The sequence below is a fragment of the Pseudomonas sp. 2(2015) genome (assembly GCF_000955865.1).
In the GTDB taxonomy this organism is placed as follows: domain Bacteria; phylum Pseudomonadota; class Gammaproteobacteria; order Pseudomonadales; family Pseudomonadaceae; genus Aquipseudomonas.
In genome coordinates this window covers 120,796-143,749 of record NZ_JYOF01000004.1, presented here as the reverse complement: position 1 = coordinate 143,749, position 22,954 = coordinate 120,796, and the positions used below count along the sequence as shown (strand labels likewise).

The following is a 22,954-nucleotide window of genomic DNA, read 5'->3' as shown; positions in this document are numbered from 1 at the left end:
CCCCGATTATAAGGACGTCTCCTGATCGGGCCTCGCAGTACCGCCAATGCCCAGCATTGCGCATCCCCCGCACCGCCCACAGAGAGCCTTCCACACAGGTCTTGCACCAGCCAGTGTGCCTGCGTCATCCGGCCATCTGCTCTGCCTGAACCTGCCGGGTCTGCCATCGCGCAGCCCATTTTGAGGTTCACGTCTCCAAAAGAGCGTGAAAAAACGGGTTTTCACAACTTCACGAGAGTGTGGCGAGCAATGAACAGTCTGGCATGTGCAAAAGCACCTAAAGTGTCCCGAACAGCCCTGAACAGCTGGCAACAGCGCTCATTTTCAATGGGTGCCTGAAACCGGTCCATAACGCACGACGGATACCTTGACCATAAGTCGAATTGCCGCACCGGCTGTAAAATGCGTTCATAGGCAACGCAAAGCCCGGTTGGTGGTGTCCGCTGAAGTTGCAAAAACTGCGAATAATCGGACATGGCGATCCTGGCAAGCCAGGGATCCTATGCTGTCAATTTGGTGCTGAAGATTTTGGAGACGCGTTAATGGCGCAGAACGAAGCAGTCGATGTAGTACTGGTAGGGGCAGGCATCATGAGTGCCACCCTGGCCGTACTGCTCAAGGAACTCGACCCGGCGATCAAGCTGGAAGTCGTCGAGTTGATGGATTCGGGTGCCGCGGAAAGTTCCAACCCGTGGAACAACGCCGGGACCGGCCATGCCGGGCTGTGTGAACTGAACTACACGCCACAGGCCGCCGACGGCAGCATCGATATCAAGAAAGCGGTGCATATCAATACCCAGTTCGAGGTGTCCCGGCAGTTCTGGGCCTACCTGAGCAAAAAGGGTGCGTTCAGCTCGCCGCGGGCGTTCATCAACCCCGTGCCGCACCTGAGCTACGTCGAGGGCGAGAAGGGCATCAGCTTCCTCAAGAAGCGTTTCGAGATGCTCAAGCAGCACCACGCCTTCAGCGAAATGGAGTACACCGAAGACAAGGCGGTGATGAACGAGTGGATGCCGCTGATGATGCCGGGTCGCCCTGCCGACCAGCAGATCGCCGCCACCCGCGTCATGAAAGGCACCGACGTCAACTTCGGCGCGCTGACCAACAAGCTGCTCAAGCACCTGGCCAACGCCCCCGAAGCACAGGTCAAGTACTGCAAGAAAGTCACCGGCCTGCGCCGTAACGGCAGCGGCTGGACCGTCAGCATCAAGGACGTCAACAGCGGCAGCAGCCGTGAAGTCGATGCCCGCTTCGTGTTCCTCGGCGCCGGTGGCGCGGCCCTGCCGCTGCTGCAACTGTCGGGTATCGAAGAGAGCAAGGGCTTTGGCGGCTTCCCGGTCAGCGGCCAGTGGCTGCGTTGCGACAACCCGGAAGTGGTCAAGCGCCACCAGGCCAAGGTCTACAGCCAGGCCGCGGTAGGTTCGCCACCGATGTCGGTGCCGCACCTGGATACCCGCGTGGTCGACGGTAAGACCTCGCTGCTGTTCGGCCCGTACGCAGGCTTCACCACCAAGTTCCTCAAGCACGGCTCGTTCCTCGACCTGCCGCTGTCGGTACGCATGGGCAACATCGGCCCGATGCTGGCCGTGGCCCGCGACAACATGGACCTGACCAAGTACCTGGTCAGCGAAGTGATGCAGTCGATGGAGCAGCGCCTGGATTCACTGCGCCGCTTCTACCCCGAGGCCAAGGCCGAGGACTGGCGCCTGGAAGTGGCTGGCCAGCGCGTGCAGATCATCAAGAAAGACCCGAAAAAAGGCGGCATCCTGCAGTTCGGTACCGAACTGGTTGCAGCCAAGGACGGCTCCCTGGCCGCCCTGCTCGGTGCTTCCCCTGGTGCTTCGGTAACCGTGTCGATCATGCTGGATCTGATCGAGCGCTGCTTCCCCGAGCAAGCCAAGGGCGCCTGGGCGGCCAAGCTCAAGGAAATTTTCCCGGCCCGGGAAAAGGTCCTGGCCACCGACGCTGCCCTGTACCACAAGATCAGTGCGTACAACGACGAGGCCCTGGGCCTGGTCGAAAGCAGCCCGGCGCAGAGCTACGCATAATCTGCCGGCATAAAAAAACGCCCTTCGGGGCGTTTTTTTATGGGCGCTGGTATCAGCCGCGAGCCTTGTCGATGATCTCGGTGTACTCGGGCGCATTGCGCTGATCCGCGATGGCTTCGACGAAGGTCTTACCGTGCTCGTCCTTGCCGTCCAGGTCATAACCAGCCTCGACGAAGAAGCCGACATAGCGCTCGAAGTCATCGACGCGCAGGCCGCGGTAGCCCTTGATCAGCTTGTGATGCGAGGGCGAAGTTACGCCATCGGCCGGCTCGTATTGCAGGAACGACTTGATGTAGTCGTCACTGATCTCATCACCAATCACTTGCTTCTTGTCTTTACGCATTGCCGACTCCAACTGAACCATCACGGACATTTTCACGGGCCGGCAGTTTACCCCCGGGCAACGCCGGCACTCAACGCGCGCGTACGCTTCCGGTATGCAGATCGGCCCAGATGTGACCGTTGGGGTAGCTGAGGAACTGCACATAGACGGTATCGTTGCGCAGCAGGTCGAGCATCACCCGGTACTGGGCCAGCGGGTAGTTGAGTGTGAGGGTTTTGCTTTTGTCGTCGAACACCGGCTTTTTCAGGCTTTTGCTTTCGGCATCGAAGCTGACCAGTACCTGGCTGATGGTCGCGCCCTTGCTCAGCGGCTTGCCCTTGAGGCGCAGAATCAACGGTGAGGTGACCGGAATCGGTTGCTGGTTGGACTGGCGCTGGTTGCCCACTACCACCGAATAGCTGGTGACCTGCAGCAACTGCTGCGAATCGGCAACTTCCTTACGCAGCCCGAGGTCGTCGGGCGGCAGGAACTGGCTGTGCAGGGGCGCCGCGGCCAGCGGCATGCTCAGCAGGAACAGCAGGGGGAAAATCGCACGCATGTCAGGCTCCTTGGGGGCAGCCTGGCACTCTAGCATGGGGTAAGGCAAACGGGGCAAGCCGGGGCGACCGGCCCCGCCTGTGGACCTCAGAGACCCTTTACAGCGTAGATACCGTTAGCGTTGCGCCAGTAGCCTTTGTAGTCCATGCCATAACCGAACACATAGCGGTCAACACAGCTCAAGCCGCAGAAGTCGGCCTTGAGGTCGGCGCTGGCTTTGCGGTCGTGGTCCTTGTCGATCAGCACGGCAGTGTGCACGGCGCGGGCACCGGCATGCTTGCAGAAATCGATGATTGCGCTGAGGGTATGACCTTCGTCAAGAATGTCGTCGATGATCAGCACGTCACGATCGATAAACGAGACTTCCGGCTTGGCCTTCCAGAACAGGTCGCCGCCGCTGGTCTGGTTGCGGTAGCGGGTGGCGTGCAGGTAGGACGATTCCAGCGGGAATTGCAGATGGGTCAGCAGTTTGCCGGCGAAGATCAGCCCGCCGTTCATCACACAGAACACTACCGGGTTGCTGTCGGCCAGCACCTCGGTGATTTGCGCGCCCACGCGGGCGATGGCGGCCTCGACTTCGGCTTCGGTGTGCAGGCAGTCAGCCTCGCGCATGACTTGACGGATGTGCTCGAGATCGGCGGACATGGCGCTCTCCAAGGGGCGGCAATTGAGAAAAGCGGGCAAAGGTACGCATCCCGTCGCATCAGATCAAGCATTTCTGGACTAACGTCCAGTAAGTCTGAGGACATGCATGGCTGAATAGATTAATCTAGCGCGGTTTTTTTGCCCGCCCCCCGGAGCTTTTCCCTATGCCTACCCGTGAGATCCGCCATCCGCTGATCCGCCACAAGCTCGGCCTGATGCGCCGCGCCGACATCAGCACCAAGAACTTTCGCGAGCTCGCCCAGGAAGTCGGCACGCTCCTGACCTACGAAGCAACCAAAGACCTGCCGCTGGAAAGCTACGAAATCGACGGCTGGTGCGGCAAGGTCCAGGTCGAGAAGATCGCCGGCAAGAAGATTACTGTAGTACCGATCCTGCGCGCCGGCATCGGCATGCTCGACGGCGTGCTCAGCCTGATCCCGGGCGCCAAGGTCAGCGCCGTGGGCGTGGCCCGCAACGAGGAAACCCTCGAGGCGCACACCTACCTGGAAAAACTCGCCCCGGAGATCAACGAGCGCCTGGCGCTGATTATCGACCCGATGCTGGCCACCGGCGCCTCGATGGTCGCCACCATCGACCTGCTGAAAAAGGCCGGCTGCAAGGATATTCGCGCCATGGTCCTGGTCGCTGCCCCCGAAGGCATCGCCGTGGTCGAGAAAGCCCACCCGGACGTGCAGATCTACACCGCCTCGATCGACCAGTGCCTTAACGAGCACGGCTACATCATCCCGGGCCTGGGCGATGCCGGTGACAAGATCTTCGGTACCAAGCAGAAGGACGCCTGAACATGCAGGATGAGTTCAACGACCCGCTCTGGCGCCAGGTCGTCTCCGGCGCGCAGATGCTCTTCGTCGCCTTTGGCGCGCTGGTATTGATGCCGCTGATTACCGGCCTCGACCCCAACGTCGCGCTGTTCACGGCGGGTTTGGGAACTCTGCTGTTTCAGATAGTGACCGGCCGTCAGGTGCCGGTATTCCTGGCCTCGAGTTTCGCTTTCATCACCCCGATCATCCTCGCCAAGGGCCAGTTCGGCCTGGCCGAGACCATGGGCGGGGTCATGGCGGCGGGCTTCGTCTACACCTTCCTCGGCCTTGCGGTAAAAATCAAAGGCACCGGCTTTATCGACCGCCTGCTGCCACCGGTGGTGATCGGCCCGGTGATCATCTCGATCGGCCTGGCAATGGCGCCGATAGCCGCCAACATGGCCATGGGCAAGGCCGGTGACGGCGCCGAGCTGCTGCCGTACGGCACCGCGATGATGATCTCCATGCCGGCGCTGCTGACCACCCTGATCGTCGCGGTGTTCGGCAAGGGTATCTTCCGCCTGGTGCCGATCATCGCCGGCGTGCTGGTGGGCTTTGCCCTGTCGTTCTACTTTGGCGTGGTCGACACCGCCAAGATCGCCGCCGCACCCTGGCTGGCACTGCCGCACTTCACCGCGCCTGCGTTCAACTGGCAGGCGATCCTGTTCATCGTACCGGTGGCCCTGGCGCCGGCGATCGAGCACATTGGCGGGGTGATTGCGGTGGGCAGCGTGACCGGCCGCGACTACCTGAAAAAACCTGGCCTGCACCGCACCCTGCTCGGTGACGGCATCGCTACCACCACTGCCGGCCTGTTCGGCGGGCCGCCCAACACCACCTACGCCGAAGTGACCGGCGCGGTGATGCTGACCAAGAACTACAACCCGAAGATCATGACCTGGGCGGCAGTCTTTGCCATCACCCTGGCCTTCATCGGCAAGTTCGGCGCGCTGCTGCAGAGCATTCCGGTGCCGGTAATGGGCGGCATCCTCTGCCTGCTGTTCGGCTCGATCGCGGCGGTGGGCATGAACACCATGATCCGCCACAAGATCGACCTCAGCGAAGCGCGCAACCTGGTGATCGTTTCGGTGACCCTGGTGTTCGGTATCGGCGGCGTGCTGATCGGTAGCGGCACCGGCCCCGATGACTGGGGCCTGAAGGGCATCGCCCTGTGCGCGGTGGTGGCTATCGCCCTGAACCTGCTGCTGCCGGGTAACGACAGCTGGAAAAACAAGGCGCTGGACGATCAGTTGCCTTGATCTGAAGGTCTAGCCCCCTCCCAAGCAGCCTGTGGGAGCGGGCTAGACCGGCGATGAGGCCCTCAAGCCTCTTCGCACATCCCCTTCAACGCCTGCACCCACTGCGGGTGATCATTCAGGCACGGCACCAGCACCAGCTCTTCGCCGCCGGCCTCGACAAACTGCTCGCGCCCGCGATCACCGATCTCTTCCAGGGTCTCGATGCAGTCGGCGACAAACGCCGGGCACATCACCAGCAGTTTTTTCACCCCTGACTTGCCCAACTCGTCCAGCCGCGTTTCGGTGTACGGCTCGATCCACTTCGCCCGCCCCAGCCTTGACTGGAACGACACCGACCACTTGCCGTCGGGGATGCCCATCTTCTGCGCGAACGCCTGGGCGGTGCGCAGGCACTGGCCGCGATAGCAGACCGCAAGCACCTCGGGCGAAGCGGTGCGGCAGCAATCGGCGTCCTGGAAACAATGCTTGCCGGTGGGGTCGAGTTTTTTCAGGTGTCGCTCAGGCAGGCCATGGAAGCTGAGCAGCAGGTGATCGTAATCCTCCTGCAAGTATGGCTGCGCGCTGGCTACCAGGGCGTCGATGTATTCCGGCTTGTCGTAGAACGGCTGCAGAATCGCCATCTCGAGCGGCAGCTTGTGCTCGCCAATCACCTGTTTCGCCTGCTCGATGACCGTGGTCACGGTGCTGTCGGCAAACTGCGGGTACAGCGGCGCCAAGGTGACCTTCTTCACGCCCTGGCTGGCCAGGCGCGTCAGCACCGTCGGCAACGAAGGCTCGCCGTAGCGCATGGCGATTTCCACCGGGCCGTGGCTCCACTGCTCGCGCATTGCGGCCTGCAGGCGGCGGGTCAGCACCACCAGCGGCGAACCCTCGTCCCACCAGATCGAGGCATAGGCATGGGCCGATTGCTCCGGGCGCTTGATCAGGATCAGCGACACCAGCAGCCGCCGCACCGGCCACGGCAGGTCGATGACATAGGGGTCCATGAGAAACTGATTGAGGTACCGGCGCACGTCGGCGACAGAGGTGGAGGCCGGTGAACCCAGGTTGACCAGCAGCAAAGCGTGATCGGTCATGCAACGTCCTATTTCAGAGGCGCCTGGACAGTTCATCCAGGGCCGATTGCAGATCATTGAAGCGGAAGGTAAAACCGGCCGCCAGCAAACGTACCGGCCGCGCCCGTTGCCCGCCCAGTAGCAAGGTCGACAATTCGCCCAGCCCGGCCTTGAGCAGCAGCGCCGGCATCGGCATCACTGCCGGGCGGTGCAGGGCCCGGCCCAGACGCCTGGCGAACTCGCGGTTGCGCACCGGCTCCGGGGCGCAGGCATTATAAGGACCGCTGGCATCCTTGTGCTGCAAGAGAAAATCAATCAGGGCGATCTGGTCGTGTATATGGATCCACGGCACCCACTGCCGACCGTCGCCGATAGGCCCGCCCAGCCCGAGTTTGAACGGCAGGCGCAGGCGCGACAAAAAGCCGCCCTCGCTCGCCAGCACCAGCCCGGTACGCACCAGCACCACGCGAATCCCCAGCGGTTGTGCGGCCATGGCGGTTTCTTCCCAGGCGATGCACAGCTGGCTGGCGAAATCCTCCTTGACCGGCTGCGAAGCCTCGGTGAGTTCGCGCTCGCCACCATCGCCATACCAGCCTACCGCCGAACCCGAGATCAGTACCTCGGGGCGCTGCTGACGTTTCTCCAGCCAGGCCAGCAATTGCTCGGTCAAAGTGATACGACTGGCCCAGAGCAAGGCGCGACGGCTGGAGCTCCAGGGCCGGTCGGCAATCGGTGCGCCGGCCAGATTGATCACCGCGTCCACGCCGTCGTCATCGGCCAGCTCATCGAGCCGGGCTATGCCACGCACCCCGGAGCCACACAACTTGCCCACCTGTTCAGGGCGCCGACTCCATACCGTCAGCCGATGTCCCTGGGCCAGCCAGTGCTGACACAGGTGTTGGCCGATCAACCCGGTACCGCCGGTCAGCAATATATGCATGGCTGTGTCCTCGCATGGCGCGCCAGTGGTCTATTTTTAACAACAAGGCACTTTTTTGACCGATCGCTCTCGGATAAACATAGGCCAACCTGTGGTAACGAGCGGAATCATCTTATACAGGATTCGTGCATTGTACAGGTTTGCCGGGCAGCGTAGTCTGCAACCATTAGGTTCGAAGAGGCCATCATGACTGTACCTATTGCCATCATCGGGGCCGGTATCGCCGGCCTGTCCGCCGCCCAGGCGTTGCAAAAGGCCGGGCAGACCGTTCATTTGTTCGACAAGGGCCACGGCAGCGGCGGACGCATGGCCAGCAAACGCAGCGATGCCGGCGCCCTTGATCTCGGCGCCCAGTACTTCACGGCCCGCGACCGGCGCTTTGTCGACCAGTTGCAGCAATGGGTAGCGGCCGGTTGGGCGGCCGAATGGAAGCCGCAGCTGTATCACTATCAGGATGGCGTACTGAGCCCCTCCCCCGACGAGCAGACGCGCTGGGTTGGCGTGCCGCGCATGAGCGCCATCACCCGCGGCCTGCTCAAGGATGTCACGGTAAACTTCAGCTGCCGTATTGCCGAAGTCTATCGCGGCCAGAAGTACTGGCACCTGCAGGACACCGACGGCTGCAGCCACGGGCCGTTCAGCCGGGTGGTAGTCGCCGTGCCGGCGCCTCAGGCCACCCAGCTGCTCAGTGCTGCGCCCAAGCTGGCCGCCACTGCCGCCGGCGTGCAGATGGACCCGACCTGGGCCATCGCCCTGGCGTTCGACACCCCGCTCGACACCCCGATGCAAGGCTGCTTCGTACAAGGCAGCGCCCTCGACTGGCTGGCGCGCAACCGGAGCAAACCCGGGCGCGACGAACACATGGACACCTGGGTGTTGCATGCCACTTCCAGCTGGAGCAAGCAGCACATCGACCTGCCCAAGGAGGCGGTGATCGAGCAACTGTGGGGCGATTTCGCCGAGCTGGTCGGCTGCGTGGTGCCCGCCCCGAACTTCTCCCTCGCCCACCGCTGGCTGTATGCCCGCCCGGCCAGCAATCACGAATGGGGCGCCCTGGCCGACGCTGACCTGGGCCTGTATGCCTGTGGCGACTGGTGCCTGTCGGGCCGGGTCGAAGGCGCTTGGCTCAGCGGCCAGGAAGCGGCCCGTCGGCTGCTTGAGCATCTGGAGTAACAGCTGCCGGGGCTGCTCCTGTTCAGCCCCGCCTGACATTTTCGACATCCTGCACAAAAGTTGTACAAGTGGTTTGACTTGCACAGGTTTGCCCCTATGATGGGATTTACCTGTACATAAAACTTTATTTGTACAATATTTTTCAGGATCTGTTCATGAACGCTCGTGACCTGCCGCGCAAGCCCCGCATTGCTGTCAGCGCCTGTCTGATCGGCCAGGAAGTGCGTTTCAACGGCGGCCACAAAGCCTCGCGCCTGTGCAACGAGGTCCTCAGCGAACACTTCGATTTGGTCCCGGTTTGCCCAGAAGTCGCCATCGGCCTGGGCGTGCCACGTGCACCCATCCGCCTGGTAGGTGATCCTGCCGACCCGCAGGCCGTGTGCAGCCGCGACCCCGGCCTGGATCTGTCCGGCCCGTTGCGCGCTTACGGGCAGCAGATGGCCAAGGATCTCGACGATATTTGCGGCTACATCTTCATGCACAAATCCCCCTCCTGCGGCCTGGAGCGAGTCAAGGTCTATCAGGCCAATGGCTATCCAGCGCCCGAGGGCGGCCGCGGGTTGTTCGCCGCCGCCTTCTGTGAGCAGCGTCCCGATTTACCGGTGGAAGAAGACGGCAGGCTCTGTGATCCGGTGCTGCGCGAGAACTTCATCACCCGGGTATATGCCTACGCCGACTGGCAGCAGTTGATCGCCGCTGGCGTCAGCCGCGGCGCCCTGATCGCGTTTCATTCCCGCTACAAGTACCAGCTGATGGCGCACAACCCGCAGCAGTACAAAGTCCTGGGCAAGCTGTTGGGCAGCATGGGCCGCGACGACGATCCCGAGTTGCTCGCCCCGCGTTACTTCAGCCAGTTGATCCAGGCCCTGAGCCGCTGCGCCAGCCGTGGCACCCACAGCAATGTACTGTTGCACCTGAGCGGTTACCTGCGCGATGCCTTGAGCCGCGCCGACAAGCAGGAAATCCAGCAACTGATCAGCCAGTACCATGCCGGCGTGGTGCCGCTGGTGGTGCCGCTGACCCTGCTCAAGCATCATTTGCGCAACCATCCCGACCCCTACCTGGCGCAGCAGGTGTACTTGCAACCGCACCCGGAAAACCTGAGCCTGCGCAATGCCATCTGAAGCCCTGTTGCCGATCCGCGAGGTGACGCGCCTGACCGGTATCAACCCGGTCACCCTGCGTGCGTGGGAGCGTCGTTACGGCTTGATCGTGCCGCAACGCACCGGCAAGGGGCATCGCCTCTACAGCCAGGAAGACGTCCAGCGTATCCAGCAGATCCTCACCTGGCTTGACCGGGGCGCGGCGGTCAGCCAGGTCAAAGCCTTGCTGCAAGCCAGCCCGGGGGAGTCACCGTCGCCGGCCGGCAGCGACTGGCAGGCCCTGCGCGAGCAACTCAAGGAAGCCATCGCCGCCCTCGCCGAGCGCCGGCTTGAGCAGCAGGTGAACCAGGCCATGGCCCTATACCCGGCGGCAACCCTCTGCGAACAACTGTTGATGCCGCTGCTTGCCGACCTCGAACTGCGCTGGCAGGGCCAATTCGCCACTGGCCTTGAGCAGGTGTTCTTTTTCTCGTGGCTACGCAGCAAGCTCGGGGCGCGGGTCTATCACAACAACCATCAGCTCGGCGGCGCCCCCTTGCTACTGGTAAACGGCTCTGACCTGGCCTTCGACCCACGGCTGTGGCTGACGGCCTGGCTGGCCAGCAATGCCGGTTACCCGGTGCAGGTCTTCGACTGGCCACCACCGGGCAACGAGCTGAGCCTGGCGGTCGCCCAGTTGCGGCCATGGGCGTTGCTGCTGAGCATCGACAAGTCGCTGGACATCGCCCGCTTACAAAGAAACCTGGCCGACGTCGAAATTCCGAAACTCCTGTGCGGCCGCGCAGTCAGCATTCATAAGCATGCCCTGCAAGCCTGGACGGACGAGACGCTGTTTGTCCTCGATTCGCCCCAGGCGGCGCTTCAGTGCCTGCGCCAACTCAGGGGCGAACAGCCTGAATTTCACCTTCAAGGGTAACCAAACAGCATGCAACTGATCTGGCTGCGCAGCGACCTGCGCGTAATTGACAACACTGCACTGGCAGCAGCCTGCGAACGCGGCCCGACCCTGGCAGTATGGCTGCTCAGCCCTGGGCAGTGGCAGGCCCATGACGATGCGCCGTGCAAGGTCGACTTCTGGTTGCGCAACCTGCAAAGCCTGCGTGCGGCACTGGCGCAGTTGAACATCCCCCTGCTGATCCGCCACGCCGACACCTGGCAGCAGGCACCGCAGGTCTTGCTGCAGCTGTGCCAGGAGCATCAGGTGCAGGCGCTGCACTTCAACGAGGAATATGGCGTTAATGAAAGCGCCCGCGACCAGGCGGTGCTGGCTGCCCTGGGCGAGCACGGTATTGCCGCGCACGGCTATCTTGACCAGTTACTGTTCCGCCCAGGCAGCATCCTGACCCGCAGCGCCAGCTACTTTCAGGTCTTCAGCCAGTTTCGCAAAGTGTGTTACGAACGCCTGCACCTGGGCGTGCCACCCTTGGTCAACCCAATCAGGGCGCAAGCGCCGACGGCTGTCGCCAGCGATCCGGTTCCCGTTGAGGTAGCCGGTTTCCCACACCCTGCGCAGGCCTTGCGCGAGCTCTGGCCTGCCGGTGAAGAAGAAGCACAGCACCGCCTGCAACGCTTTATCGACGAATGCGCCGAAGATTACCAGAATCAGCGCGACCTCCCCGCCGTCGCCGGCACCAGCCAGCTGTCAGCCTACCTGGCCGCCGGGGTGATATCGCCGCGTCAGTGCCTGCATGCCGCGCTGAACCACAACTTCGGCGAGTTCGACAGTGGCAACCGCGGCCTGGTGACCTGGATCAACGAGCTGCTCTGGCGCGAGTTCTACAAACACATCCTGGTGGGCTATCCACGGGTCTCGATGCACCGTGCCTTCCGCCCGGAAACCGAGGCCCTGCCCTGGCGCCATGCACCGGAGGAACTCAAGGCCTGGCAGCAAGGACAGACCGGCATCCCGATCATCGATGCGGCCATGCGCCAATTGCTTGCCACCGGCTGGATGCACAACCGCCTGCGCATGATCGTTGCCATGTTCCTGACCAAGAACCTGCTGATCGACTGGCGCGAGGGCGAGCGCTTTTTCATGCGCCACCTGATCGATGGCGACCTGGCCGCCAACAACGGCGGCTGGCAGTGGAGTGCTTCGACCGGCACCGACGCAGCGCCCTATTTCCGCATTTTCAACCCTGTGAGCCAGTCTCAGCGTTTCGATAGCGCAGGGCATTTCATTCGGCAATGGCTGCCTGAGCTTGCCGACCTGGATGAAAAAAAAATCCACAATCCCGTGCCAGGTGGCGATCTTTTTGCTACTAATCATTATCCGCAGCCCATTGTGGACCTCGGTAGCAGTCGCCAACGTGCGTTGAGTGCATTCAAGAATTTACCCACGCGGCAGGAAGAGAGGGCAGTCATGTGAGCGAACCCATCGCGCGCAAGGTGTGGGTCACCGGCGCAAGCAGCGGCCTGGGCCTGGCGCTGGTGCAACAACTGCTTGAGCAGGGCTGGAAAGTCGCTGCCAGCGGACGTCCTTCGCCCGAGCTCAAGGGCCTTTCGCAGCTCAACCCCGAGCAGTTGCTGCTGCTTGACGGCAATCTCGATGATGGCACGCAGGCCGCACACGCTGGCCAGCAACTCCAGGCCCACTGGGGCGCCCTCGATTGCCTGCTGGTGAATGCTGGCACCTGCGATTACCTGGACCCTGGCCTGCCGCCGACGGCCATTTTCGAAGCCATCGCCAGCAGCAACCTGAGCGCTTCGGTTCATTGCTTGAACGTGGCAGTGCCGCTGCTGGAAAAAGGCCAGGCGCCACAGGTGCTGGCTGTGCTCAGCCGTTATTCGGCGCTGCAACTCTACGAGCCCAGCCAGCCGGCAACCCCGGACAACAACCTGACACAAGTGTTTCGCGCTGAGCGGCAGAAGCTCGAGAGCAAAGGCATCGCCTTGACCGTGGTCGCACCACAGGCGTTGAAAACGCCACTGCTGGCGGTTCAGGTCCGACCTGAACAATGGACGCCGGAAACTGCTGCCGATGTGATCATCCAGCGTTTGCCAGAGCGCGCCCCCGAGCTACTGCTCGAAGCCCTCAACCTCAACAGCCTCTGGCCACTGCCCGAACTACCTGCAAGCCCTGTGTAAAACACAGGGCTGTGCTCTTTCAGGTCAGAGCGGCATGCGGTAGTGCAACGCGTAACTTTCTACCCCATCGTTGGGCGTTTGCAGCCCGGCGTTGGAGTAGTGGATCGCCCGCACGCCGACTTCATGCCCGCCGGCAAAGCGCAAACCAAAGCCGATGCGATCTTCGAACTGGAACGAAGAGCCGAGTTTGTTGCTTTCAACTTCGGTACTGGAGAATGCGGCCACACCAATACCGGCTTCGATATAGGGTTTGACCGACTCACCGGCGAACTCGTAAACGAACACCGGCGCAAACGACAGGCTGTGGTTACTCGACTTCTCGTCGCCATCCCAATAGGTGTAGGCACCGTCCCAATAGCCGGTGATACGGCCTACGCTGGTTTGCCACCAACTGACATCCCAGTTCGATTGCAGGCCGAGGCGATAGGTCATGGTCGAGTCGCCGGTCTGCCCGACCGATAACGACACGTCCGCTGCTTGAGTTGTGAAAGATTGCCCCAGGGTAACGGCTGCAAGAGCAGCCAAGCAAAGCAGTTTCTTCATGAGAAACGTCCTTTTTCCTAATGCTGTTGTTGGTTTTTCTGTCTCACCAGACAATAAATAGAAATCGGCAGCGTTGCGTTAGTTCAGTCAATGTTGAGTGCTTTTCACACTTTTTTTACATTGGAAAGCTTCGCACACTGTCAGATTTATTCCACAACATTGGAAGGATCTTTCGCAAATGTTCAGGGCTGGCACTGGTCCAGAATTGCGCATCGCGCGCCGGTCCTGCAGCCAGCAATTCACCCTCGCCCAACAGGCGCTGCAATTGCCGGGCAACGGCGGCGCCGGTATCGATGATCGCCACCGAGGCGGGGATCATTTGCGCCAGCAGAGGCTTGAGGAAGGGGTAATGGGTGCAGCCCAGGATCAGGGTATCGCAGCCGGCGTCGAGCAAGGGCTTTACATACCCCTGGAGCATCTCACGCACCACCGGGCTACTCAGGTCGCCAGCCTCGATGCACTCCACCAGGCCCGGGCAAGGCTGGGTGATCACGCGAATGTCGTTGGCAAAGCGATCGAGCAAGGCAACGAACTTGGCGCTTTGCAGGGTGCCGGTGGTGGCCAGCACGCCGACCACACCGCTGCGGGTCGCGGCAGCGGCGGGTTTGACCGCAGGCTCCATCCCGACGATCGGCCAGTGCGGATACTGTTCGCGCAAATCTGCCACTGCCGCCACGGTGGCGGTGTTGCAAGCCAGGACCATGGCCTTGGCGCCTTGCTCGCGGAAGAACTCGGCGACCATGCGACAGCGCTGGCGGATGAACGCCGGCGACTTCTCGCCATAGGGGATGTAGCCGCAGTCGCCGACGTACAGCAGCGACTCGTCGGGCAGCAGGCGCTGGATCTCGGCCAGTACCGACAGGCCGCCGACTCCGGAATCGAAAACGCCGACCGGCGCCGCCGCAGCGTCAGCCATGATGCTCGCCACACACGCTGCAGCCCGGGTCGCGCTTGACCCGCAGCTCACGGAAGCGGCTGCCAAGGGCATCGATCAACAGCAAGCGCCCCACCAGCGGCTCGCCGAAACCGGCCAGCAGCTTCAGCGCCTCAAGTGCTTGCAGGCTGCCAACCAGCCCCACCAGCGGGCCCAACACGCCGGCTTCGCTGCAGGTCAGTTCGGCTTCGCTGCCGTGCCCGTACAGGCAGTGGTAGCAGGGGCTTAGCGGGTTACGCGGGTCGAACACCGACAACTGCCCTTCCAGGCGAATCGCCGCGCCGCTGACCAACGGTTTGCCGTGGGCGACGCAGGCGGCATTGACCGCTTCGCGGGTGGCGAAGTTGTCCGAGCAATCGAGCACCAGGTCCACGGCCTTGACCGCTTCAGCCAGGGAGTCCTCATCCAGCGCGCGGCGATGCGCTTTGAGGGTGATTTGCGGGTTGATCGCGGTGAGCCGGGCAAGCGCCGAATCAACCTTGCTCAGGCCTACCGACGCACTGTCGTGCAAGACCTGGCGCTGCAGGTTGGTGACATCCACCGTATCGAAGTCGGCCAGGTGCAATTCGCCAACCCCGGCGGCCGCCAGGTACAGCGCCACTGGCGAGCCGAGACCGCCGAGGCCGACGATCAGCGCCTTGCTGTTTTTCAGCCGCAGCTGACCGTCGATATCCACCTGCGCCAGGAGGATCTGCCGGCTGTAGCGCAACAGCTCCTGGTCGCTCAGCACGACAGCCGCCCCAGGGTGATGCGCTCGTGGCCGTTGAGGTCGAGGCGGCTTTCGATCTGCTCGAAATCATGCCTGGCCAGCAGCTCGCGCACGGCGGCGGCCTGGTCGTAACCGTGTTCGAGCAGCAGCCAGCCAGCCGGCGCCAGGTGCGCCGGCGCCTGGCTGACGATGCAGCGCAGGTCGTCCAGGCCGTCTTCGCCAGAGACCAGCGCGCTGCTGGGCTCAAAGCGCACGTCACCGGCCACCAGGTGCGGGTCGGCGGCGGCAATGTACGGCGGGTTGCTGATGATCAGGTCAAAGCGCTCGCCGGCCAGGGCATCGAACCAGTGGCTGCTGCGCACGTTGACGTTGTTCAGTTGCAGGCGCTGGCGGTTGCGCTCGGCCAGGGCCACGGCTTCGAGCACGCGGTCGACCGCGGTGACCTGCCACAACGGGCGCTCACTGGCCAGGGCCAGGGCAATCGCCCCGGTGCCGGTGCCCAGGTCGAGCAGCTTGACCGCACTACCCGGCAGCAACTGCAGGGCGGTTTCCACCAGCAGCTCGGTTTCCGGACGCGGGATCAAGGTATGCGGGGCCACTTCCAGGTCGAGGTTCCAGAACCCCTGCTGACCCAGAATGTAGGCCACCGGCTCGCCGGCGCGGCGGCGCTGCAGGTAGTCGGCAAAAGTCAACGCCGCTTCGCTGCTGACAATCCGCTCCGGCCAGGTGTGCAGGTAGCTGCGCGACTTGCCGATGGCCGCCGCCAACAGCAGTTCGATATCCAGACGCGCGGTCGGCGAATCCGGCAGCTCCGCACCGCGGAGCAAGCTGGCAATAATCGTCATTTACTCACCCAGTGCCGCCAGTTGATCCGCCTGATACTCGGCCAGCAACGGCTCGATTACCGCGTCGACCCCACCGGCCAGAACGTCATCCAGGGAATACAGGGTCAGGTTGATGCGGTGATCGGTCACCCGCCCCTGTGGATAGTTGTAGGTACGAATTCGTTCGGAACGGTCACCCGAGCCGACCAGCAGCTTGCGCTCGCTGGCCATGGCATTCTGCGCCGCGCTGGTCTGGATGTCGTTGAGCTTGGCCGACAGCCAGGACATCGCCCGGGCACGGTTCTTGTGCTGGGAACGTTCTTCCTGGCACTCGACGACAATGCCGGTGGGCAAGTGGGTGATGCGGATTGCCGAGTCAGTCTTGTTGATGTGCTGACCACCGGCACCGGAGGCACGGTAGGTGTCGACACGCAGGTCCGCCGGGTTGATCTCGATCGCCACCTGCTCATCCGGCTCCGGCAGCACCGCCACGGTGCAGGCCGAGGTGTGAATGCGGCCCTGGGATTCGGTCTCGGGTACACGCTGGACGCGGTGGGCACCGGACTCGAATTTCAACTTGCCGTAGACGCTGTCGCCTTCGACCCGGGCAATGATTTCCTTGTAGCCGCCGTGTTCGCCCTCGTTTTCCGAGAGAATTTCCAGGCGCCAGCCGCGCTTTTCGGCATAGCGCGAATACATGCGGAACAGGTCGCCGGAAAAGATCGCCGCCTCGTCACCACCGGTACCGGCGCGGATTTCCAGGAACACGTTGCGCCCGTCGTTGGGGTCCTTGGGCAGCAACATGCGCTGCAGCTGGTTTTCCAGCTGCGCCAGTTGCTCCTTGGCTTCGCGCACTTCTTCCACGGCCATTTCGCGCAGGTCCGGGTCGCTGTCCTTGAGCAGCGCCTGGGCGCCGGCCAGATCATCCTGGACCTTGCGCCACTGGGCGTAGGCGACGGCGACCGGCTCGACTTCAGCGTATTCACGGGAATAGGCGCGAAAGCGCGTCTGGTCGCAAATGACCTCGGCATCGCCCAGCAGGGCGGTCAGTTCCTCGAAACGGTCCTGGAGCGTGTCCAGTTTATTCAGCAGCGACGCTTTCATTGCGGGGTTTTATCCGTCGAACCCTCGGAGAGGGCAAAGAGTTCCTGGGCCATGGCCAGCGCATCGAGGCGGCCTTCGGCAGAGAGCTTTTTCAGTTGCACGCTGGGCGCATGCAACAGCTTGTTGGTCAGGCCACGGGCCAGTTGCACCAGCACCTCATCGGCACTGGCGCCATTGGCCAGCAGGCGCTGGGCCTTTTGCAGCTCTTCGTCGCGCAGGCGCTCGCTCTGCTGACGGTAAGCCTTGAGTACATCCACCGCGGCCAGCTCGCGCAGGCGCAGCATGAAATCTTCGGCGCCCACCGAGACCAGCTCTTCAGCGGCCTGGGCAGCACCCTGGCGGCTCTTGAGGTTCTCGGCGACCACTTCGTGCAGGTCATCGACGGTGTACAGGTAAACGTCATCGAGCTCGCCCACCTGTGGCTCGATATCGCGCGGCACGGCGATGTCGACCATGAAGATCGGCTTGTGCCGGCGCTGCTTAAGGGCGCTTTCCACCGCACCCTTGCCGAGGATCGGCAACTGGCTGGCGGTGGAGCTGATGACGATATCGCTGTTGACCAGCTCCTGGGGAATGTCGGCCAGCAGCACCGCATGGGCGCCGAACTGCTCGGCCAGGGTGCTGGCGCGCTCCAGGGTGCGGTTGGCGACGACGATGCGCCGCACGCCCTGCTCGTGCAGATGGCGGGCGACCAGGGTGATGGTTTCACCGGCGCCGATCAGTAGCGCCTGGCTGCGGCCCAGGTCGCTGAAGATCTGCTTGGCCAGGCTCACGGCGGCAAAGGCCACCGACACCGGGTTTTCGCCGATGGCGGTATCGGTACGCACCTGCTTGGCAGCGCTGAAGGTCGCCTGGAACAGCCGCCCGAGCAGCGGGCCGATGGTTCCGGCTTCGCGCGCCACGGCATAGGCCGACTTCATCTGGCCGAGGATCTGCGGCTCGCCCAGCACCAGCGAGTCGAGCCCGGAGGCCACCCGCATCATGTGCCGCACGGCATCGTGATCTTCATGGATGTAGGCGCTGGCGCGCAGTTCATCCAGGCTCAGTTGATGATATTCGGCCAGCCAGCGCAGGATGCTCTCTGCAGCCAGGTGGTCCTGCTCTATATAAAGCTCGCTGCGGTTGCAGGTCGAAAGGATCGCGGCTTCGCGGCTGGCGGTCAGTCGGCAGAGCTGCTGCAAGGCGTCCACCAGCTGCTCAGGGGTAAACGCCACGCGCTCGCGTACGTCTACCGAGGCAGTCTTATGGTTGATACCGAGGGCAAGAAAGGCCATGCAAGGTCGCTGATTGTGACGAGAAGCCGATAATTGTCCTACTTCGCAGAGCGCAGAACAACCACCGCTCGCTATTGTCTCTATAGTCTACCCCTACCGAGACCTTCGCTTATGGGTTTGCCCCGGCGCTTGTGTCATGATGATCCGACCGCTGGTAAGCCGCCCAAATCCCGATTATGAATAGATCCTACGCGTTGCTCCTTGCCCTTGCCTTGCTCCAGGGCTGCCAGACCCTGGCTCCGGATTCCCCGGATGCCAAGGCGCCTGCAGATGCCGCCCCGGTGCAACCGGCCAAGCCCACCGTCTACGGATCGTTCAGCCAGGACACCGTGTACAGCCTGCTGACCGCAGAACTTGCCGGCCAGCGCGATCGTTTCGATATCGCCCTGGACAATTACGTCAGCCAGGCAATCAAGACTCAGGACCCGGGTATTTCCGAACGCGCCTACCGCATCGCCGAATACCTGGGCGCCGACCAGGCCGCGCTCGACACCTCGCTGATCTGGGCGAAAAACGACCCCGGCAACCTCGACTCCCAGCGCGCCGCCGCCATCCAGCTGGCTCGCAGCGGTCGCTATGACGAGTCCATGGTCTACATGGAAAAGGTCCTTCAGGGCCAGGGCGACACCCACTTCGACTTCCTCGCCCTGTCGGCACTGGAAACCGACCCCGATACCCGCGCCGGCCTGCAAAACAGTTTCGATCGTCTGCTGGTGAAGTACCCTGACAACGGTCAGCTGGTGTTCGGCAAGGCCCTGCTGCTGCAACAGGATGGCAAGGCCCAGGCGGCCCTCGACCTGCTCGAAGAACACCCGCCCGAAGCCGGCGAGATTGCCCCGGTGCTGCTGCGCGCGCGCCTGCTGCAAGGCCTGGACCGCGGCAAAGAGGCCCTGCCGCTGCTGCAGAAAACCATTCGCCAGTACCCGGACGACAAACGCCTGCGCCTGACCTACGCGCGCATGCTGGTCGAGCAGGATCGCCTGGCCGATGCCAAGGCCGAGTTTGTCAGCCTGGTCCAGCAATACCCGGACGACGATGAACTGCGTTACTCGCTGGCCCTGGTCAGCCTGGAAACCAAGGACTGGGACGAAGGCGCCGGCTACCTCGAAGAGCTGATCGCCCGCGACAGCCATGTCGATGCCGCGCACCTGAACCTGGGGCGCATCCATGAAGAGCGCAACGACCCCGAAAGCGCCCTCAACGAGTACGCCCTGGTCGGCCCCGGCAACGACTATCTGCCAGCGCAACTGCGTCAGGCCGACATCCTCATTGCCAACGGCCGCAGCGCCGAGGCCTCGCGGCGCCTGGCCGCAGCCCGCGAAGCCCAGCCCGACTACGCCATCCAGCTGTACCTGATCGAAGCCGAAGCCCTGGGCAACAACGACAAGGACGCCCAGGCCGAGCAGGTGCTGCAGCAAGCGATCAAGCAGTACCCGGACGACCTCAACCTGCTGTACACCCGGGCCATGCTTGCGGAAAAGCGCAACGACCTGGCGCAGATGGAAAAAGACCTGCGCAGCATCATCAGCCGCGAGCCGGAAAACGCCATGGCCCTCAACGCCCTGGGCTACACCCTGGCTGACCGCACCAGCCGTTATGCCGAAGCCAAGACCCTGATCGACAAGGCGCACCAGATCACCCCGGACGATCCGGCGGTGCTCGACAGCCTCGGCTGGGTCAACTACCGCATGGGCAACCTCGACGAAGCCGAGCGCCTGCTGCGCCAGGCCATCGAGCGTTTCCCCGATCACGAAGTCGCTGCCCACCTGGGTGAAGTGCTCTGGGCCAACGGCAAGCGCCGCGAAGCCCGCCAGGTCTGGGCCAAAGGTTTCGAAGCCCAGCCCGACAGCCCTATCCTGCGCAAGACCGTCCTGCGCCTGACCGGATCCGAGACTCTATAAGCCTATGTTTTTGCGCCACTGCATCACCTTCTGCCTGATTGCCCTGCTTGCCGGTTGTGCCGGCTTCGGCTCCCGTGAGGCCCTGCGGGGCGAAGGCAACCCCCAGCTGTGGCGCGAGCACAAGCAACAGCTGAGCACCCTCGATGGCTGGCAGATCAACGGCAAGGTCGGCATCCGCGCGCCGAAAGACTCCGGCAGCGGCACGCTGTTCTGGCTGCAACGCCAGGACTACTACGACATCCGCCTGTCCGGCCCGCTCGGCCGCGGCGCTGCACGCCTGACCGGGCGCCCCGGCGGCGTCACCCTCGAGGTCGCCAACCAGGGCCGCTTCGAGGCGCAAAGCCCGGAAGCCCTGCTGGCCGAACAACTGGGCTGGGAGCTGCCGGTGTCGCACCTGGTCTGGTGGATTCGCGGCCTGCCCGCCCCCGACAGCAAGAGCCAGCTGACCCTCGACGGCGACAGCCGCCTGGCCAGCCTCAAGCAGGACGGCTGGGACGTGCAGTACCTGAGCTACGCCGAACAGAACGGCTACTGGCTGCCCGAGCGGATCAAGCTGCACGGGCAAAACCTCGACGTGACCCTGGTGGTCAAAGACTGGCAACCACGGCAACTGGGCCACTGATCAATGAACACTGCAACCCTGACCCTGCCGGCCCCGGCCAAGCTCAACCTGATGCTGCACATTCTTGGCCGCCGCGCCGATGGCTACCATGAGCTGGAAACCCTGTTCCAGTTTCTCGAGCATGCCGACGAGCTGTCTTTCGCCCTGCGCGAAGACGGTGAAGTGCGCCTGCACAGCGAGATCGACAACGTCCCCCATGAAAGCAACCTGATCGTCAAGGCCGCGCGCAAGCTCAAGGCCCTGACCGGCTGCGACAAGGGCGTGGATATCTGGCTGAAAAAAATCCTGCCCATGGGCGGCGGCATTGGCGGCGGCAGCTCCGACGCCGCCACTACCCTGCTCGGCCTCAACCATTTATGGCAACTGGGCTTGAGCGAAGACCAGCTGGCTGAACTGGGCCTGACCCTGGGCGCCGACGTGCCGGTTTTCGTCCGCGGCCATGCGGCGTTCGCCGAGGGCGTGGGCGAGAAGCTGACCCCGGTCGACCCCGAAGAGCCCTGGTATGTCGTGCTGGTCCCGCAAGTATTTGTTAGCACAGCAGAAATTTTTTCAGATCCGCTGTTGACACGTGATTCCTTGCCCCTTAAGATGCGCCCCGTTCCCAAGGGAAACAGTCGAAATGACTGCCAACCGGTGGTAGAGCAGCGTTACCCAGAGGTACGCAATTCATTGAATTTGTTAAACGAATTCACTGAGGCTCGGCTTACCGGAACTGGAAGTTGTGTGTTTGGGGCCTTCCCAAACAAAGCTGAAGCTGATAAAGTTTTGGCCCTTCTTGCAGAGACCCAAACAGGGTTTGTAGCTAAGGGAAGCAACGTTTCGATGTTGCATCGCACGCTGCAGAGTCTGCTCTAGGAATCGAGCACAAGGTGCTCGCAGCAACAGATACAGGGGCGTCGCCAAGCGGTAAGGCAGCAGGTTTTGATCCTGCCATGCGTTGGTTCGAATCCAGCCGCCCCTGCCATTTTCCTTATACTCATCCAGGTATACCCTCAGCCTTCAGGTACTGCGCGTGTCCAAGATGATGGTCTTTACGGGGAACGCTAACCCCGATCTGGCTCGGCGTGTCGTACGTCAGCTGCATATCCCACTGGGTGATGTTTCTGTCGGCAAATTCTCCGACGGCGAAATCAGCACTGAGATTAATGAAAATGTTCGTGGTAAGGACGTTTTCATCATTCAGCCGACTTGCGCGCCAACCAACGATAACCTGATGGAACTGGTAGTGATGGCCGATGCCTTCCGCCGCTCCTCAGCTTCCCGAATCACTGCCGTGATTCCTTACTTCGGATATGCCCGCCAGGATCGCCGTCCGCGTTCGGCGCGTGTTGCTATCAGCGCCAAAGTCGTCGCTGACATGCTCACCGTCGTCGGTATCGACCGTGTTCTCACTGTCGACCTGCACGCTGACCAGATCCAGGGTTTCTTCGATATTCCGGTAGATAACATCTACGGCTCCCCCGTTCTGGTGGATGACATCGAAGACCAGCGTTTCGAGAACCTCATGATCGTGTCCCCGGACATCGGCGGCGTCGTGCGTGCACGTGCTGTTGCCAAGTCCCTGGGTGTCGATCTGGGTATCATCGACAAACGCCGTGAAAAGGCCAATCACTCCGAAGTGATGCATATCATCGGCGACGTCGAAGGACGTACCTGTATTCTCGTCGACGACATGGTCGACACCGCCGGCACCCTGTGCCACGCGGCCAAGGCCCTGAAAGAACACGGCGCTGCCAAGGTTTACGCCTACTGCACGCACCCTGTCCTCTCGGGTCGGGCGATCGAGAATATCGAGAACTCCGTGCTGGACGCACTGGTGGTGACCAACACCATCCCGCTGTCCGCTGCAGCACAAGCCTGTGACCGTATCCGCCAACTGGATATTGCACCGGTTGTTGCCGAGGCGGTTCGCCGCATCAGCAATGAAGAATCGATCAGCGCGATGTTCCGCTGAGGGTTTTCCCTCGCGAACCTCTCGTTGACGAAAAGCGCCCCGCCCCAACACCTGTTGTTGGGGCGGGGCTTTTTTGCC

23 protein-coding genes and 1 tRNA gene are annotated in these 22,954 nt (G+C 62.6%); 13 read left to right on the top strand and 11 right to left on the bottom strand.

The annotated features are described in order from the left end of the window. Positions 1-542 precede the first annotated feature (542 nt). On the top strand, positions 543-2,048 hold the full coding sequence (gene mqo, locus UB48_RS08805; RefSeq protein ID WP_045196012.1) for a malate dehydrogenase (quinone): 1,506 nt from the start codon (positions 543-545) through the stop codon (positions 2,046-2,048). A gap of 52 nt (positions 2,049-2,100) precedes the next feature. On the opposite strand, the gene UB48_RS08800 is transcribed toward mqo, so the two are convergent. From UB48_RS08800 to UB48_RS08790, 3 genes are all read right to left on the bottom strand, one after another. Further along, a complete protein-coding gene (locus UB48_RS08800) occupies positions 2,101-2,391 on the bottom strand; it encodes a PA4642 family protein (protein ID WP_045196010.1) in 291 nt (96 codons plus the stop codon). A gap of 70 nt (positions 2,392-2,461) precedes the next feature. Then, a complete protein-coding gene (locus UB48_RS08795) occupies positions 2,462-2,929 on the bottom strand; it encodes a hypothetical protein (protein WP_045196008.1) in 468 nt (155 codons plus the stop codon). Positions 2,930-3,015: 86 nt separating this feature from the next. Continuing rightward, entirely contained in the window at positions 3,016-3,573 is a 558-nt protein-coding gene (locus tag UB48_RS08790; RefSeq protein WP_010225758.1) for a hypoxanthine-guanine phosphoribosyltransferase, read from the bottom strand. A gap of 164 nt (positions 3,574-3,737) precedes the next feature. Between UB48_RS08790 and upp the strand changes: the two genes are divergently transcribed. After that, entirely contained in the window at positions 3,738-4,376 is a 639-nt protein-coding gene (upp, locus tag UB48_RS08785) for a uracil phosphoribosyltransferase (RefSeq protein WP_045196006.1), read from the top strand. 2 nt (positions 4,377-4,378) lie between these two features. Then, a complete protein-coding gene (locus UB48_RS08780; RefSeq protein WP_045196004.1) occupies positions 4,379-5,653 on the top strand; it encodes a uracil-xanthine permease family protein in 1,275 nt (424 codons plus the stop codon). A 62-nt stretch (positions 5,654-5,715) separates the two neighbouring features. Here the strand turns inward: UB48_RS08780 and hemH are convergent, their stop codons facing one another. After that, positions 5,716-6,729 carry a ferrochelatase gene (gene hemH, locus UB48_RS08775; RefSeq protein ID WP_045196002.1) on the bottom strand — a complete coding sequence of 338 codons (1,014 nt, stop codon included), beginning with the start codon at positions 6,727-6,729 and terminating at the stop codon, positions 5,716-5,718. A gap of 13 nt (positions 6,730-6,742) precedes the next feature. Beyond that, positions 6,743-7,648 carry a TIGR01777 family oxidoreductase gene (locus UB48_RS08770; protein WP_045196001.1) on the bottom strand — a complete coding sequence of 302 codons (906 nt, stop codon included), beginning with the start codon at positions 7,646-7,648 and terminating at the stop codon, positions 6,743-6,745. Positions 7,649-7,834: 186 nt separating this feature from the next. Here UB48_RS08770 and UB48_RS08765 point away from each other — a divergent pair, with 186 nt between their 5' ends. From UB48_RS08765 to UB48_RS08745, 5 genes are all read left to right on the top strand, one after another. Further along, positions 7,835-8,821 (top strand): NAD(P)/FAD-dependent oxidoreductase, encoded by a 987-nt coding sequence (locus UB48_RS08765; protein WP_045195999.1) that lies wholly within the window; start codon positions 7,835-7,837, stop codon positions 8,819-8,821. A 155-nt stretch (positions 8,822-8,976) separates the two neighbouring features. Further along, positions 8,977-9,945: a DUF523 and DUF1722 domain-containing protein gene (locus tag UB48_RS08760; protein WP_045195997.1), complete on the top strand. Its 969-nt coding sequence runs from the start codon at positions 8,977-8,979 to the stop codon at positions 9,943-9,945. Beyond that, positions 9,935-10,840: a MerR family transcriptional regulator gene (locus UB48_RS08755; protein WP_045195995.1), complete on the top strand. Its 906-nt coding sequence runs from the start codon at positions 9,935-9,937 to the stop codon at positions 10,838-10,840. Before UB48_RS08760 ends, UB48_RS08755 begins: the two co-directional genes overlap by 11 nt. 9 nt (positions 10,841-10,849) lie before the next feature. After that, complete coding sequence (gene phrB / locus UB48_RS08750; RefSeq protein WP_045195993.1) at positions 10,850-12,292, top strand: deoxyribodipyrimidine photo-lyase; 1,443 nt, start codon at positions 10,850-10,852, stop codon at positions 12,290-12,292. Continuing rightward, positions 12,289-13,011, top strand: coding sequence for an SDR family oxidoreductase (locus UB48_RS08745; protein WP_045195990.1), 723 nt, complete (start codon positions 12,289-12,291; stop codon positions 13,009-13,011). Before phrB ends, UB48_RS08745 begins: the two co-directional genes overlap by 4 nt. 24 nt (positions 13,012-13,035) lie before the next feature. Here UB48_RS08745 and UB48_RS08740 read toward each other — a convergent pair whose 3' ends face one another. From UB48_RS08740 to hemA, 6 genes are all read right to left on the bottom strand, one after another. Further along, the gene (locus UB48_RS08740; RefSeq protein ID WP_045195988.1) at positions 13,036-13,554 is read right to left on the bottom strand and encodes an acyloxyacyl hydrolase; all 519 of its coding nucleotides are present in this window, start codon (positions 13,552-13,554) and stop codon (positions 13,036-13,038) included. 115 nt (positions 13,555-13,669) lie between these two features. Beyond that, positions 13,670-14,470, bottom strand: coding sequence for a glutamate racemase (gene murI, locus UB48_RS08735; RefSeq protein ID WP_045195986.1), 801 nt, complete (start codon positions 14,468-14,470; stop codon positions 13,670-13,672). Next, positions 14,463-15,218, bottom strand: coding sequence for a molybdopterin-synthase adenylyltransferase MoeB (locus UB48_RS08730; protein ID WP_045195984.1), 756 nt, complete (start codon positions 15,216-15,218; stop codon positions 14,463-14,465). Before UB48_RS08730 ends, murI begins: the two co-directional genes overlap by 8 nt. Next, the gene (gene prmC / locus UB48_RS08725) at positions 15,212-16,042 is read right to left on the bottom strand and encodes a peptide chain release factor N(5)-glutamine methyltransferase (RefSeq protein WP_045195982.1); all 831 of its coding nucleotides are present in this window, start codon (positions 16,040-16,042) and stop codon (positions 15,212-15,214) included. The genes UB48_RS08730 and prmC overlap by 7 nt, the downstream gene beginning before the upstream one ends. Beyond that, entirely contained in the window at positions 16,043-17,125 is a 1,083-nt protein-coding gene (gene prfA / locus UB48_RS08720; protein ID WP_045195980.1) for a peptide chain release factor 1, read from the bottom strand. Then, positions 17,122-18,399 carry a glutamyl-tRNA reductase gene (gene hemA / locus UB48_RS08715; protein WP_045195978.1) on the bottom strand — a complete coding sequence of 426 codons (1,278 nt, stop codon included), beginning with the start codon at positions 18,397-18,399 and terminating at the stop codon, positions 17,122-17,124. Before hemA ends, prfA begins: the two co-directional genes overlap by 4 nt. 176 nt (positions 18,400-18,575) lie before the next feature. On the opposite strand from hemA, the gene UB48_RS08710 reads away from it, so the two are divergent. The 5 genes from UB48_RS08710 (at position 18,576) to UB48_RS08690 (ending at position 22,876) form a co-directional block, all read left to right on the top strand. Next, a complete protein-coding gene (locus UB48_RS08710; RefSeq protein ID WP_045195976.1) occupies positions 18,576-20,300 on the top strand; it encodes a tetratricopeptide repeat protein in 1,725 nt (574 codons plus the stop codon). Between the two features lie 4 nt (positions 20,301-20,304). After that, a complete protein-coding gene (gene lolB / locus UB48_RS08705; RefSeq protein ID WP_045195974.1) occupies positions 20,305-20,922 on the top strand; it encodes a lipoprotein insertase outer membrane protein LolB in 618 nt (205 codons plus the stop codon). Positions 20,923-20,925: 3 nt separating this feature from the next. Then, complete coding sequence (gene ispE / locus UB48_RS08700) at positions 20,926-21,777, top strand: 4-(cytidine 5'-diphospho)-2-C-methyl-D-erythritol kinase (RefSeq protein WP_045195972.1); 852 nt, start codon at positions 20,926-20,928, stop codon at positions 21,775-21,777. Positions 21,778-21,811: 34 nt separating this feature from the next. Then, a tRNA-Gln gene (locus UB48_RS08695) sits at positions 21,812-21,886 on the top strand. Between the two features lie 48 nt (positions 21,887-21,934). Further along, positions 21,935-22,876 carry a ribose-phosphate pyrophosphokinase gene (locus tag UB48_RS08690; protein ID WP_010225730.1) on the top strand — a complete coding sequence of 314 codons (942 nt, stop codon included), beginning with the start codon at positions 21,935-21,937 and terminating at the stop codon, positions 22,874-22,876. Positions 22,877-22,954: the final 78 nt, after the last annotated feature.

Bases quoted from the DNA above. Each gene is read 5' to 3' on its own strand.
- ispE (WP_045195972.1), top strand. From the start codon at position 20,926: ATGAACACTGCAACCCTGACCCTGCCGGCCCCGGCCAAGCTCAACCTG.
- lolB (WP_045195974.1), top strand. From the start codon at position 20,305: ATGTTTTTGCGCCACTGCATCACCTTCTGCCTGATTGCCCTGCTTGCC.
- mqo (WP_045196012.1), top strand. From the start codon at position 543: ATGGCGCAGAACGAAGCAGTCGATGTAGTACTGGTAGGGGCAGGCATC.
- UB48_RS08740 (WP_045195988.1), bottom strand. From the start codon at position 13,554: ATGAAGAAACTGCTTTGCTTGGCTGCTCTTGCAGCCGTTACCCTGGGG.
- UB48_RS08765 (WP_045195999.1), top strand. From the start codon at position 7,835: ATGACTGTACCTATTGCCATCATCGGGGCCGGTATCGCCGGCCTGTCC.
- phrB (WP_045195993.1), top strand. From the start codon at position 10,850: ATGCAACTGATCTGGCTGCGCAGCGACCTGCGCGTAATTGACAACACT.
- UB48_RS08790 (WP_010225758.1), bottom strand. From the start codon at position 3,573: ATGTCCGCCGATCTCGAGCACATCCGTCAAGTCATGCGCGAGGCTGAC.
- UB48_RS08755 (WP_045195995.1), top strand. From the start codon at position 9,935: ATGCCATCTGAAGCCCTGTTGCCGATCCGCGAGGTGACGCGCCTGACC.
- UB48_RS08760 (WP_045195997.1), top strand. From the start codon at position 8,977: ATGAACGCTCGTGACCTGCCGCGCAAGCCCCGCATTGCTGTCAGCGCC.
- prfA (WP_045195980.1), bottom strand. From the start codon at position 17,125: ATGAAAGCGTCGCTGCTGAATAAACTGGACACGCTCCAGGACCGTTTC.
- hemH (WP_045196002.1), bottom strand. From the start codon at position 6,729: ATGACCGATCACGCTTTGCTGCTGGTCAACCTGGGTTCACCGGCCTCC.
- murI (WP_045195986.1), bottom strand. From the start codon at position 14,470: ATGGCTGACGCTGCGGCGGCGCCGGTCGGCGTTTTCGATTCCGGAGTC.
- hemA (WP_045195978.1), bottom strand. From the start codon at position 18,399: ATGGCCTTTCTTGCCCTCGGTATCAACCATAAGACTGCCTCGGTAGAC.
- UB48_RS08770 (WP_045196001.1), bottom strand. From the start codon at position 7,648: ATGCATATATTGCTGACCGGCGGTACCGGGTTGATCGGCCAACACCTG.
- UB48_RS08795 (WP_045196008.1), bottom strand. From the start codon at position 2,929: ATGCGTGCGATTTTCCCCCTGCTGTTCCTGCTGAGCATGCCGCTGGCC.
- UB48_RS08800 (WP_045196010.1), bottom strand. From the start codon at position 2,391: ATGCGTAAAGACAAGAAGCAAGTGATTGGTGATGAGATCAGTGACGAC.
- UB48_RS08780 (WP_045196004.1), top strand. From the start codon at position 4,379: ATGCAGGATGAGTTCAACGACCCGCTCTGGCGCCAGGTCGTCTCCGGC.
- upp (WP_045196006.1), top strand. From the start codon at position 3,738: ATGCCTACCCGTGAGATCCGCCATCCGCTGATCCGCCACAAGCTCGGC.
- UB48_RS08710 (WP_045195976.1), top strand. From the start codon at position 18,576: ATGAATAGATCCTACGCGTTGCTCCTTGCCCTTGCCTTGCTCCAGGGC.
- prmC (WP_045195982.1), bottom strand. From the start codon at position 16,042: ATGACGATTATTGCCAGCTTGCTCCGCGGTGCGGAGCTGCCGGATTCG.